12 protein-coding genes are annotated in these 12,663 nt (G+C 64.6%); 6 read left to right on the top strand and 6 right to left on the bottom strand.

The genetic code is table 11. From position 1 onward, the window contains the following. Window positions 1-30: 30 nt before the first annotated feature. A complete protein-coding gene (locus AC56LW_RS18245) occupies window positions 31-999 on the bottom strand; it encodes an IS1595 family transposase (protein WP_499636604.1) in 969 nt (322 codons plus the stop codon). Window positions 1,000-1,223: 224 nt separating this feature from the next. Between AC56LW_RS18245 and can the strand changes: the two genes are divergently transcribed. Continuing rightward, complete coding sequence (can, locus tag AC56LW_RS18240; RefSeq protein WP_332533168.1) at window positions 1,224-1,922, top strand: carbonate dehydratase; 699 nt, start codon at window positions 1,224-1,226, stop codon at window positions 1,920-1,922. Continuing rightward, entirely contained in the window at window positions 1,885-2,280 is a 396-nt protein-coding gene (locus AC56LW_RS18235) for a nucleotide pyrophosphohydrolase (RefSeq protein WP_482900146.1), read from the top strand. Before can ends, AC56LW_RS18235 begins: the two co-directional genes overlap by 38 nt. 13 nt (window positions 2,281-2,293) lie before the next feature. Here the strand turns inward: AC56LW_RS18235 and gabD are convergent, their stop codons facing one another. Then, entirely contained in the window at window positions 2,294-3,748 is a 1,455-nt protein-coding gene (gene gabD / locus AC56LW_RS18230; protein ID WP_499636602.1) for an NADP-dependent succinate-semialdehyde dehydrogenase, read from the bottom strand. A 251-nt stretch (window positions 3,749-3,999) separates the two neighbouring features. Here gabD and AC56LW_RS18225 point away from each other — a divergent pair, with 251 nt between their 5' ends. Further along, window positions 4,000-4,770, top strand: a complete 771-nt coding sequence (locus tag AC56LW_RS18225; RefSeq protein ID WP_332533166.1) for a gamma-glutamyl-gamma-aminobutyrate hydrolase family protein — start codon at window positions 4,000-4,002, stop codon at window positions 4,768-4,770. Window positions 4,771-4,825: 55 nt separating this feature from the next. Next, window positions 4,826-6,196, top strand: coding sequence for a glutamine synthetase family protein (locus AC56LW_RS18220; protein WP_332533165.1), 1,371 nt, complete (start codon window positions 4,826-4,828; stop codon window positions 6,194-6,196). A gap of 106 nt (window positions 6,197-6,302) precedes the next feature. On the opposite strand, the gene AC56LW_RS18215 is transcribed toward AC56LW_RS18220, so the two are convergent. The 3 genes from AC56LW_RS18215 to AC56LW_RS18205 form a co-directional block, all read right to left on the bottom strand. Then, window positions 6,303-7,745, bottom strand: a complete 1,443-nt coding sequence (locus tag AC56LW_RS18215) for a high affinity choline transporter 1 (RefSeq protein ID WP_499636600.1) — start codon at window positions 7,743-7,745, stop codon at window positions 6,303-6,305. 76 nt (window positions 7,746-7,821) lie between these two features. Beyond that, on the bottom strand, window positions 7,822-8,556 hold the full coding sequence (locus AC56LW_RS18210) for a LytR/AlgR family response regulator transcription factor (RefSeq protein ID WP_332532757.1): 735 nt from the start codon (window positions 8,554-8,556) through the stop codon (window positions 7,822-7,824). Between the two features lie 2 nt (window positions 8,557-8,558). Continuing rightward, the gene (locus tag AC56LW_RS18205) at window positions 8,559-9,620 is read right to left on the bottom strand and encodes a sensor histidine kinase (protein ID WP_499636598.1); all 1,062 of its coding nucleotides are present in this window, start codon (window positions 9,618-9,620) and stop codon (window positions 8,559-8,561) included. A 181-nt stretch (window positions 9,621-9,801) separates the two neighbouring features. Here AC56LW_RS18205 and AC56LW_RS18200 point away from each other — a divergent pair, with 181 nt between their 5' ends. Both AC56LW_RS18200 and AC56LW_RS18195 read left to right on the top strand, forming a co-directional pair. Next, window positions 9,802-10,578 (top strand): DeoR/GlpR family DNA-binding transcription regulator, encoded by a 777-nt coding sequence (locus AC56LW_RS18200; protein WP_499636596.1) that lies wholly within the window; start codon window positions 9,802-9,804, stop codon window positions 10,576-10,578. Then, the gene (locus AC56LW_RS18195; protein WP_499636594.1) at window positions 10,575-11,726 is read left to right on the top strand and encodes an MFS transporter; all 1,152 of its coding nucleotides are present in this window, start codon (window positions 10,575-10,577) and stop codon (window positions 11,724-11,726) included. Before AC56LW_RS18200 ends, AC56LW_RS18195 begins: the two co-directional genes overlap by 4 nt. 13 nt (window positions 11,727-11,739) lie before the next feature. Here AC56LW_RS18195 and panB read toward each other — a convergent pair whose 3' ends face one another. Continuing rightward, entirely contained in the window at window positions 11,740-12,627 is an 888-nt protein-coding gene (gene panB, locus AC56LW_RS18190; protein WP_499636592.1) for a 3-methyl-2-oxobutanoate hydroxymethyltransferase, read from the bottom strand. Window positions 12,628-12,663 lie beyond the last annotated feature (36 nt).

Raw genomic sequence — 12,663 nt, 5'->3', positions numbered from 1 at the left:
CTTCAGCGGTTTTTTTTGGCTCAGTCAGCGTTATCTGTTGATGACGCTGATGGCAATGCGAAGCAACTGTTCCGGCGAAATAACTCGCTCTCCATCCAGCGCCCAGCGCCAGCCCAGGTAATTGGGCAGGTAGCGCGACGCCACGCCACGAAAACCCTGCAGCCAGGCCTTGAAGCGCTGGTGGTAAGCGTTCACGTTCTGCACATGGATGGCAAGATTGCCCAGACGCCTTACACGCACACCGGCGCGCACAGTGACCGCCTCATGCGCGATCCTGTGCTTGCGTGCAAAGGCACGGTAGGCGGGATGTCCGTCACTGACCAGCAAGGCCTGCCTGTCGAGCCTGGGCAGCAAGTCACGCTCGAGTTGCGCAGCCGTGAGGGCACCCCGGCCAGTGACGGCATCGACCGTGCGACCCTCGCGGTCGCGCCCGACCAGAATGCAATCGAGTTCGCTGGAAATGCCCCGTTTGGCAGCATGGCCGCCGCGGTGGCGCGGTGGCCGATCAAGCGTACGCGAACCTTTTTGTGATTCGAGCAGAAATGTTTCGTCAGCCTCGACGATGCCATTCAGGAGCGAGGGCCGGTCGAGCTTGACCCAATGCAGGAAGCGATGTCGCCAGCGAAAGGCGGTGTTGCGGTGTACGCCGATTCGATCTGCTCTCTTGCGTACGGGGAGGGAGTCAAGCAGCACCTGCGAATAAGCGAGCCATTTGGCTTTGTGCCTGAGCCGCGCCAGCGGCGTGCCGGTGAGGTCGTTGAAGGTGCGACCGCAGGCACAGCAGCGATAGCGCTGTAAATCGTTGGCGAACCCGTGCCGGTAGCAGCGATCGTTGCCGCATCTGGGGCAGCAGCGGCCTGGCGCTCTGACCTCAGTGATGAGCGCAACCACCTGATCGAGCCCGGCGGCAGGATGCAGGGCATCAAGCACTTGCCGGCGCTGCGGCTGGTTCAGTGACGCCAGTTTTGCGAACCAGCCCTTGAAACGTGGCGCTTTCATGATCGACTCCTGACGCTGGGGACAGGGGTTGGACCACTGGACTACTCGTCAGTTCAAAGCTAGTCTCTATTTAACGTTGACTGCGCCTTTTTTTTTGCCTGTCCGGTTGGCCCGCCAACACGGTTATACTCCCCCTGTTTCGAGACCTACCCGCCTTTGAAGCCTGCTCCAGAACAGGCCTGGCAACGCCCCTTTTGGGACGGTAACAAGCACAAGGAACCATGATGGACAAATACAAGACCAAGGGATTGACCGCGGCAGAGCTGTTCGAACGCAACCGCACGTGGGCCGCCACGATGGTGGCCGAGGACCCGAACTTCTTCAAGGCGCTGTCGGAACAGCAGGCGCCGGAATACCTGTGGATCGGCTGCTCGGACAGCCGTGTTCCTGCCAACGAATTGCTGGGCATGGCGCCGGGCGAACTGTTCGTTCACCGCAATATCGCCAACGTCGTCGTGCATTCGGATCTGAATTGTCTGAGTGTGCTGCAGTTCGCCATTGACGTGCTGAAGGTCAAGCACATCATCATCTGCGGCCACTACGGCTGCTCGGGCGTGCACGCGGCGCTGACCGATGCGCGCGTGGGCCTGGCTGACAACTGGCTCGGCCACGTGCGCGACGTGCGCGACAAGCACGGCAAGTACCTGGGCCACGTGAGCGGCCGCGCCGCCACCAACCGCCTGGTCGAGCTGAACGTGGCCGAGCAGGTCATGAACACGGCCCACACCACCATCGTGCGCGATGCGTGGGAACGCGGCCAGCCATTGACCATCCACAGCTGGGTGTACGGCGTGCACGACGGCCTGCTGCGCGACCTGGGCATCACCGTCAGCAGCTTCGACGAGATCGAACCGAAGCTGCGCCGGGTGCTCGATGGCTACGTCGATGGCGGCGTCGTGCGTGAAGAGCGGCGTGGACAGTGATCTGATGCGACTGCGCGCGCTGGTACGCGCGTTTGTCGACGAGCGTGACTGGGATCAGTTCCACACGCCGAAGAACCTGGCCTCGGCCTTGACGGTCGAGGCGGCCGAGCTGCTGGAGCATTTCCAGTGGCTGCAGTCGGGCCGCGCCGACGAGCTCGGCGCGGATAAACTGGTCGAGGTGCGGCACGAGATGGCCGATGTGCTGGTGTATCTCGTGCGGCTGGCCGACAAGCTCGACGTGGATCTGGTCGCGGCCGTCGAAGAAAAGATGGTGCTCAACCGGGCAAAGTACCCGGCCGAGCTGGTGCGCGGCGATGCACGCAAGTACTACGAGTACAAAGAATACAAAAAACCGTGATCGCCGGCGCCGCTTACATGCCGCCCATGCAGATGTACTTCACGACCAAATAATCATCCATCCCGTAGGTCGAGCCTTCACGGCCCAGGCCTGACTGCTTGACCCCGCCGAACGGCGCGACCTCGGTCGAGATGATGCCGGTATTGACCCCCACCATCCCGCTCTCGATCGCCTCGGCCACGCGCCAGACGCGGCCGATGTCGCGCGCATAAAAGTACGACGCCAGCCCGAACTCGGTGTCGTTGGCCATGGCAATCACTTCGTCTTCCGTCTTGAAGCGGAACAGCGGCGCCAGCGGGCCGAAGGTTTCTTCGCGTGCCACCAGCATGTCGGACGTCACATCGGTCAGCACCGTCGGTTCAAAAAAGCTGTGCCCCAGCGCGTGGCGTTTTCCGCCCAGCAGCAGCTTGGCGCCCTTGGCCTGCGCATCCTCGATGTGCTGCTCGATCTTGCGCACCGCTTTCTCTTCGATCAGCGGGCCTTGCGTGACGCCTTCTTCGCGGCCATCACCCACTTTCAGTTTGCCCACCGCGACGGCGAGCTTGCGCGCGAATTCGTCATACACGCCATCCTGCACGTACAGGCGGTTGGCGCAGACGCAGGTCTGCCCCGCATTGCGGAATTTCGACGCGATTGCACCCTCGACCGCCGCGTCCAGATCGGCATCGTCAAACACGATGAACGGCGCATTGCCGCCCAGTTCGAGCGAAATCTTCTTGACCGTCGGGGCGCACTGTTCCATCAGCAGGCGTCCCACGGCGGTCGAGCCGGTAAAGCTCAGCTTGCGCACGAGCGGATTGCCCGTCATTTCGCCACCGATGGCTTTCGAGTCGCCAATCACGACGCTGAACACGCCTTGCGGTACACCCGCGCGCTCGGCCAGCACGGCCAGCGCCAGTGCCGACAGCGGCGTGAGTTCGGCTGGCTTGAGCACGATCGGGCAACCGGCGGCCAGCGCCGGCGCGACCTTGCGGGTGATCATCGCGGCCGGGAAGTTCCACGGCGTGATCGCGGCGCACACGCCGATCGGTTCCTTGGTTACCACAATGCGTTTGTCCGGCCACGGCGAGGCCAGCGTCTCGCCGGCGACGCGCTTGGCTTCTTCGCCAAACCACTCGAAGTACGAGGCGGCGTAGGCGACTTCGCCTTTGGCCTCAGCCAGCGGTTTGCCTTGTTCCAGCGTCATCAAGAGCGCCAGGTCGTCGGCATTTTCCAGCATCAAATCGTTCCACTTGCGCAGGATCGCGGCGCGTTCTTTCGCGGGCAGTTTGCGCCAGGCCGGCCAGGCGGCGTTGGCCGCATCGATGGCGCGCTTGGTTTCAGCAGCGCCCATGTGCGGCACGCTGGCCACGGTTTCGCCGTTGGCGGGATTGATCACGGCAATGGTCTGGCCGTCATCGGCGTCGCACCAGGCGCCGCCAACAAAGGCTTGCTGGCGCAGCAGGGAAGGGTCTTTCAAATTCGGCATAGTGTCCTCGTCAATTCATGTCGAGCATCGGCTGCAGAGCGCGGATGCAAGCCGTCATGGTAGACCCATTTGCAAACGAACGTGCCGCCGCGCCCGATTACTGCATACTGAAATTCTCGAAATTGTCATGACTTTTGGAAACGTGTGGGCTGCCTCAGCCAAATGAAGTTAAGCTTTTGACATGAAATTTCCCCCGCGCCCGATCCGTTGACTGCCTTGTGGTCGCGCGCCTCAAAGAGAAGGACAACACCATGCGCCCTATCGTAATCGTCCCCGCATGCACGCGTGATTTTGGCGAACATCCGTATCACGCCGCCCAGCACAAGTATGTCGACGCCGTCACCCTGGGCGCCGATTGTGCCTCGCTGATCCTGCCATCGTCCGGCGAATCGCTGGACCTGGAAACCATCTTCGGCACCATCGACGGCATCATGCTGACCGGTTCGGCTTCGAACGTGCATCCAAGCTACTACTCGGAAGAAGTGCTGGATCCAACGCTGCCGCAAGACCCGGCGCGCGACCAGACCACCTTGCCCCTGATCCGCGAAGCAGTGCGCCGCGGCGTGCCGATCATCGCCATCTGCCGGGGTTTCCAGGAGATGAACGTGGCCCTCGGCGGCAGCCTGCACCAGGCAGTGCAGACGGTCGTCGGCAAGTTCGATCACCGCGAAAAAGCCGAGCTCGGCATGGATGAGCAATACGGCGACGCGCACAACGTCACAGTCACCCCCGGCGGCATGCTGGAAGCCATTCTCGGTGCGGCCGAGATCCCCGTGAACTCGCTGCACGGACAGGGCGTCAATGAACTGGCGCCGGGCCTGTCGGTCGAAGCCGTGGCCGAAGACGGCCTGGTGGAAGCATTCACCGTGTCGACCTCGCCCGGCTTCACGCTGGCCGTGCAGTGGCATCCCGAATGGCGCATCCAGCACAACCCGTACTCGATGAAGATGTTCCGCGCCTTTGGCGACGCCTGCCGCGCTTACCGCGAGCAGCGCCTGAGTGGCGGCTCGCTGTTGAAATGACCCGGCGTGCCCCGCATGAAGCGGGCGCGCAATCGACTACCGACATGAGGCAATGATGGCAATACGTGAAAATTTCAGTTACACCGATATGGAAGAGTGGCTCGACGCAAAGCGGGTCACTGAAATCGAATGTTTGGTGCCCGATCTGACCGGCGTTGCGCGCGGCAAGATCCTGCCGCGCGTGAAGTTTACGGACGATCGCGGCATGCGCCTGCCCGAAGTCGTGCTGGGCATGACCGTGACCGGCAACACGCCGGAACGCGACGATGCCTACGAGCGCGCCATCTCGAGCATCGACCGCGACATGATCCTCAAGGCCGACCCCACCACCATCACGATGGTGCCGTGGGCGGTCGACCCGACCGCGCAAGTGATCCACGACTGCTATTACGCCGACGGCCGCCTGGTCGACTTCGCGCCGCGCAGCGTGCTGCGCCGCGTGCTCAAGCTGTACGAGCAGCGCGGCTGGAAACCGCTAGTGGCGCCCGAACTCGAGTTTTATCTGACCGCGAAGAACATCGACCCGAACCTGCCGCTGGTGCCGCCGATCGGCCGCAGTGGCCGCGCCGAAACGAGCCGCCAGGTCTACAGCATCGATGCGGTCAACGAGTTCGATCCGCTGTTCGAAGACATCTACGATTACTGCGAGCTGATGAACCTGGACGTCGACACGCTGATCCACGAGATCGGTGCCGGCCAGATGGAAATCAATTTCCAGCACGGTGAGCCGCTGGGCCTGGCCGACAAGGTGTTCTACTTCAAGCGCACCTTGCGCGAAGCGGCGCTCAAGCACGACATGTACGCGACCTTCATGGCCAAGCCGATGGTCGACGAGCCGGGCTCGGCGATGCACGTGCACCAGAGCGTGGTCGATGCCGGCACCGGCAAGAACATCTTCAGCACCGAAGACGGCGCGCCGTCCGACCTGTTCCATCACTACATCGGCGGCCTGCAGCGCTATATGCCGTCGGCGATGGCGATCGTCGCGCCGTACGTGAACTCGTACCGCCGCATCGTGCGCCACACGGCTGCGCCGATCAATCTGCAGTGGGGTATCGACAACCGCACGGTGGGCTTCCGCGTGCCGGTCTCGGGTTCGCAGGACCGCCGCGTGGAAAACCGCGTGATCGGCGCCGACGCTAACCCGTACCTGGCGCTGGCGATCACGCTGGCCTGCGGCTACCTGGGGATGGTCGAAGCGATCGAGCCATCAGCGATGGTGGAGGGTAGCGCCTACGACCTGCCGGTGGAACTGCCACAAGGGCTGTCCGAAGCGATCACGGTGCTGCGCCGCGAAGACCGCCTGCGCGACGTGCTGGGCGAGCGCTTCATCGATGTCTACACGGCAGTCAAGGACCTGGAACACCAGGAGTTCATGCGGGTGATCAGCCCGTGGGAGCGTGAGCATTTGTTGCTGCACGTTTGATCGGACGATCGTTGAACGCGTGGACGGGGAACCCGTCCACCCTACCACTTGGGATGATTATCGACGTAGGGTGGACGGCTGTGCCGTCCACGCGTCCAGCGAAAGCTTACGCCGCCACTTCGCGGCGATTGACCAGCACCTGCGGCGCCAGCGACCCGACGACCATGCCGACAAACGCCATGATCAACCCTGCCAGCTGCCCCGGGAAATGCACGCCCCACCCGGTGATCTGCTCGAAGAACAGCACCCATGTCAGCAAACCACCCGCGATCGACAGGATCGCACCCTGGGTGGTCGCACGCTTCCAGTACAGGCCCATCACCAGCGGCACGAAGGCCCCCACCAGCGGCACCTGATACGCGCTCGACACCAGCTCATAAATCGACGTGCCTTCCATCGCAATCGCATACAGCAGCACCAGCGTGGCAAAGATCACGATCGTGATGCGCATCGCCAGTAGCTGCTGGCGGTCGGTCATCCCGGGCCGGATATTCTTGAGGATGTTTTCGACGAAGCTGGTCGACGGCGCCAGCAGCGTAGCTGACGACGTGCTCTTGATCGCCGAGAGCAGGGCGCCGAAGAACAGGATCTGCATCACCAGCGGCATCTTGGTCATCACGAACGTGGGCAGCAGGCGCTGGTAGTCGTTCTGCGCAATCTCGAGTGCCTGGCTGCCCATCACCACCACGGCAGCGGCCACGATGAACATCGGGACAAACGCGAACAGGATGTAGCTCACGCCGCCGATCACGGCGCCGGTGCGCGCGGTCGGGGCGTCCTTGGCCGACATCACGCGCTGGAACACGTCCTGCTGCGGGATCGAGCCGAACATCATCGTCACGGCCGCGGCGATGAAGAACATGATGTCAGTGAAGCTTGGCTCGGGCCACACGCGCCACAGGTCGGCGTTCTGCGCCATCGCCATCACGTTACCGGCGCCGCCGGCCAGGTCGGCCGCGAACCAGGCGATCACGCTCATGCCCACGACCAGCACGATCATCTGGATGAAGTCCGTGATCGCCACCGCCAGGAAGCCGCCCACCACCACGTAGATCAGCACCGTCAGCGTGCCGACGATCATGCCGGCGGCCGGCGACATCGCTCCCGCCGTCAGGACGCTGAACACCAGGCCCAGCGCCGTGATCTGCGCGGCGACCCAGCCGAGATAACTCATGATGATCGCGACCGAGCAGAAAATCTCGATGCCCTTGCCGTAGCGCTGGCGGTAGTAGTCGCCGATCGTGAGCAGGTTGAGCTTGTACAGTTTGGTGGCGAAGAACAGGCCCACCAGCACCAGGCACATGCCGGCCCCGAACGGGTCTTCGATCACGGCGTTCAGGCCACCCTGAACGAATTTGGCCGGGATGCCCATCACCGTCTCGGCACCGAACCAGGTCGCAAACGTGGTGGTGATCACCATGACCAGCGGCAGGCTGCGCCCGGCGACGGCAAAGTCGCTGGTGTTCTTGATCCGCGTGCCCGCCCACATGCCGAGAGCCAGCGTGCCGAGCAGATAGAGCACGACGAAGGTGATCAAAGTGAGGTTCATGCAGTAGGTGCTCCGAGGCCAGGAAATTTATGAGCGGAAAATTCCGCGATTATAAATCCGAAACCTGGCCGGCGGCCTAAATTGCCATCTCGCGCAGCAGTCGGGATGCCTCGCGGTTGGCGCCGATGCAGGTCCCGTCGCGCATGAAGATCTGCAGTTGCGACTGGTCGTCCGCGCGCATCGATTCGACGAAGTCCAGGTTCACCAGTGCCGAGCGGTGCACGCGGATGAAGCGTTGCGGGTCGAGCTGCGCCTCGAGCTCCGAAATCCCGATCCGTACCAGGAAATGCTGGCCCCGCGCCGCGATCACGGTGTACTTCGAATCGGCCTTCATGTACTCAATCTCGTGCGCCGCGAGCGGGAAGATGCGGCCACGGTCGCGCACGAGGATGCGGTCGAGCCGCGCCGGTCCTGCGCTGGCGCGGACCAGCGCGCCTTCGACGGCGGCGCGTTCCGGCTGCGCACCATCGAGCAGGCGCGCCACGCTGTCGGCAAAGCGCGCCCGCGTGAACGGCTTGAGCAGGTAGTCGACGGCGTGCAGCTCGAACGCGGCCACCGCATATTGATCATAAGCGGTCGTGAAGACGATCTGCGGCAGGTAGTCGAGCTGGCGCAGCACCTCCAGGCCCGTCATCTCCGGCATCTGGATATCCATGAACACGACGTCAGGGCGCAGCGTCCCGATGCAGGCCAGTGCGCTCGCGCCATCGGCCGCTTCGCCCACCAGGCGCAGGCCCGGATGGGCGTAGATGGCGTCGCGCAGCACGTCGCGCGCGAGCGGTTCGTCTTCGGCGAAAAATACGGTCTTCATGGTCATGGCGTGATGGGCACGGTGACGCAGGCGGCAAAGCCGGCGCCGGGTTGGGAGTCGATGCGCAGTGCGGCGCGGCCGGCGTAGTCGAGGTCCAGACGCCGGCCGATGGTGCGGATGCCCAGGCCGGGCGAGGCATCGATCGTCGCCGCTGCGGCACCGGGGCCATCGTCGCGCACGGTCACGCGCAGCAGGCCGGTGACGGGTTCATGTCGGCTCTCGATGCGCAGGATGCCATGGCGGGTGAACGGATTGAAGGCGTGCTTGATGCTGTTCTCGACCAGCGGCTGCAGGCTCAGGGCCGGCACCAGGCAATCGCCCAGGTCGGGGTCAAGATCCCACTCGACCCGCAGGCGCTCGCCCAGGCGCAGGCTTTCCAGCTCCAGGTAGTCGCGCACGAAATCCAGTTCGGCGTCCAGCGTCACGCGGTCGATGCCGGCGCGTTCGGTGTCGAGCACGTAGCGCAGCATGTTCGAGAACTGGAACAGCGCTGTTTCGGCCGCCTGCGGATTGCGGCCGGTAAGGGCGATGATCGAGTGCAGGGTGTTGAACAGGAAGTGCGGATTGAGCTTGCTGCGCAGCGCGCCCAGTTCGCTCGCCACCAGCAGCGTCTGCGCCTGCTGCGTGGCGAGCGCCTGGCGCTGGGTCGCTGCGTTGGCGCGCACCAGGTGAAACACGCCGGCCACCACGGCGTAGCTCATCATGTTGTACAGGAAGGGCCACAGGTGCCAGGACAGCGGATGGGGTGGCGGGTTCTGCGTTACCACCAGCACCGTGTGCGCATAGGTGGCAAACGCCACTGCCGCCAAGACATGGATGACGAAGCGTTGCACGCCGGGGATGGCGCGCCGTTCGAAGCGGCCACTGAGCGGCCAGAGCAGGGCCAGCATCGCAGCCGATGGCGCAATGCTCACGAATGCTCGCCAGAACAGGGATGGGTCGAGCCGGCCCGCCAGCAGGGTGTCGGCCTGCATCACCAGCGCAATCACCAGCATGTAGCTCAGCCAGGCGGCGATGTACAGTCGCCACATCGGCGAGAGGACGTAAGACTTGGTCGTGGTCATCTGTCGAGTATCGCGCAGAAAAACCCCGCTGCGGCGGGTCTTGCGCCGAAATGCGGGAATCCGGTGCGAACTGCAGGATTGCGTCATCAGGACACGGATCACGTCATTGCGTTTTTATGCATGTTATTGCATGAACTTGCATGTTTGTGTACAGTGACGTGTCTAGAACAAGGAGAACGCCATGCAATTAGCCGAAGAACGGCGCGATGCCATCGTCGATGCGGTCGAGCGCGAGGGCAGGGTACTGGCGGCAGAACTGGCCACACGCCTGGCAACCTCGGAAGATACGATCCGGCGCGACCTGCGCGAACTCGATGCAGCCGGCCTGCTGCGCCGCGTGCATGGCGGCGCGATCCGGCGTCAACCGGAGCCCAGCTTCAGCGAGCGTGCGACCACCGACCTGCCGCGCAAGACCGCACTGGCGCATGGTCTGCGCGCCTGTATCCGGCCCGGCGACACCGTCCTGATCGACGCCGGTTCGACGCACCTGGCGCTGGCGCGCCTGCTCGACGACGGCTGCGCCGCGACGATCGTCACCAACAGCCCGCAGATCGCGCTGGCACTGGGCGCGTTCCAGCGTACCCGCATCGTGCTGCTGGGCGGCACTTACCATCCCGCGCTCGGGGCGACGGTTGGCGCAGCCACGCTGGCCGAGGTGGCACGCCTGCGGCTCGATCTGGCGCTCGTCGGCGTCTGCGGCCTCGATCCCGCGCGTGGCGTGAGTGCCTCCGACCCCGAAGAAACAGCGCTCAAACGCGCGATGTTCGCCGCCAGCACGCGCCACGCGGTCGGGGCGCTCAACGAACGCTTCGACGACAGCGCGGCGTTCCTGTTCGGCGCGCTGTCAGAGATCGACCATCTGGTGCTGGAGCACGACGCACCCGCCGCCAGCATTGCCCTGCTGCGCCAGCATCATCCGGCGCTCGACATCACCATGACCACAAAGGCTGCCGCATGAATCCTGTCACTACCGCCAATCCACGCAGCATCGACGCGGCGCGCTGGGCGATCTCCACCGTGTTTCTTCTTAATGGCGCCGGCATCGGCCTGTGGGCCGCGCACGTGCCAACCGTGCAGGCGCGCATGGGGATCGATACCGGCATGCTGAGCATGGTGCTGCTGACCGTCGCCGCCGGCGCGTTGCTGGCGATGCCGCTGATGGGCGGCCTGACCGGCCGCTGGGGCACGCGCCGCATGGTGCTGCTCTCGGGCTTTGCGTTTGCAACGATGACGCCGCTGATCATGGGCGCGCCGAGTCTGCCGCTGCTCTTCATCGCCGCGTTCCTGTTCGGCGTCAGCAATGGCGCGCTGGACGTGGCGATGAACGCCAACGCGAGTGAAGTCGAAACCGCGCGCGGCTTGCCGACGATGTCGTCGTTTCACGGCTTCTTCAGTCTTGGCGGCCTGTTTGGCGCCGGCATCGGCGGGTTGCTGGTCGGGCAGGGCCTGGGCCATGGGCAGGGCGCGCTGATGGTCGGCGTGGTCACGGCGGTCGTGCTGGCGCTGTCCGCGCCGCGCGTGATGGGCTTTGCAGCCACGCACGGCGCGGGCAGTCACTTCTCGCTGCCGCGCGGCGCGGCATTGAGTCTGGGCCTGCTGGCGCTGCTGTGCTTTGCGGTCGAAGGCGCGCTGGTCGACTGGAGCGCCTTGCTGATGGAAGAACGCACTGGCGCCACGCCGGCATCGGCGGCGCTGGGCTTCTCGGCGTTTTCGATTGCGATGGCGGCGTGCCGCTTCGCCGGCGACCGGCTGATCGTGCGCTTCGGCGCGCTGCGCATCATGGTCATCGGCGGCCTGGCGATGTTCGCCGGGCTGGCACTGGCAGTGGCCAGCACGCACTTCGTGCTGTCAGCGGTAGGTTTTGCGCTGGTGGGACTGGGCGCGGCGAACGTGGTGCCGCTGCTGTTCGGGGCCGCCGCGCGCATCCCCGGCATGAGCGCCGGGAATGGCGTGGCGGCGGTGGCCACGCTCGGCTACGGTGGTTTGCTGCTCGCGCCGCCGGTGCTGGGCTGGGTCGCCATGCACTCGAGCATCATGGTGGCGCTGGGCGGGCTGTCGCTGTCGGGCCTCGTGATCGCCCTGAGCGCCCGTATTATCAGGCGCTAGGGCGTCGCGTAGATCAGAAGCAGTGCTCGACGGCCGGGAAGCTGCCATCCTTCACGGCTGCGACGTAGCTCGTGACGGCTGCGTCGATGCTGGTCTGGCCGTCCATGAAGTTCTTCACGAAGCGCGCCTTGCGGCCCGGGAACACGCCCAGCAGGTCGTGCATCACCAGCACCTGGCCCGAGCAATCGGGGCCGGCGCCGATGCCGATCGTCGGCACCGACAGCAGCTCGGTGACTTCCTTGCCCAGCGCCGCCGGCACCGCCTCGATGAGGATCAGCGCCGCGCCGGCCGCCTGGAGCGCCAGCGCATCGTTCTTGAGGCTGTCGGCGCCGGCGTCGGTCTTGCCCTGCACGCGGAAACCACCCAGCTGGTGCACAAACTGCGGCGTCAGGCCAATGTGCGCGCACACCGGAATGCCCCGTTCCACCAGCAGGCGCACGGTGTCGGCCAGCCAGGCGCCGCCTTCGATCTTGATCATCTGCGCGCCGGCGCGCATCAGCTGCACGGCGCTGTCATAAGCTTGTTGCGGGTTGCCGTAGGCGCCGAACGGCATGTCGGCCAGCACCAGTGCGTGCTTGTTGCCGCGTGCGACCGAGGCCGTGTGATAGACCATGTCGGCCACCGTCACCGGCAGCGTCGAATCGTGACCGGCGCAGACCATGCCCAGCGAATCGCCGATCAGCAGGATCTCGACGCCGCAGCGGTCCATCAGCGACGCGAAGCTGGCGTCGTAGCAGGTCAGCATCGCGATCTTGTTGCCGGCTGCGCGCATGGCCAGCAGTGATGGCACGGTGACGGCTTTCGGGGTTGCCGGTACGGGGGCCGCGGGCGCGGGCACAGCGGCGGGCGTGGGTGCACCTGCGCCAGCCGTCATCTCGTTACCCTGCAAATATCCACTCATGAGAAATCCTTTAAAACAATACGTCCTGGCGCCTAG

It is taken from the genome of Telluria sp. LT2P80, assembly GCF_059685955.1.
Note: the sequence above shows the minus strand (reverse complement) of the source record. Positions and strands in the feature narration are given on the sequence as shown.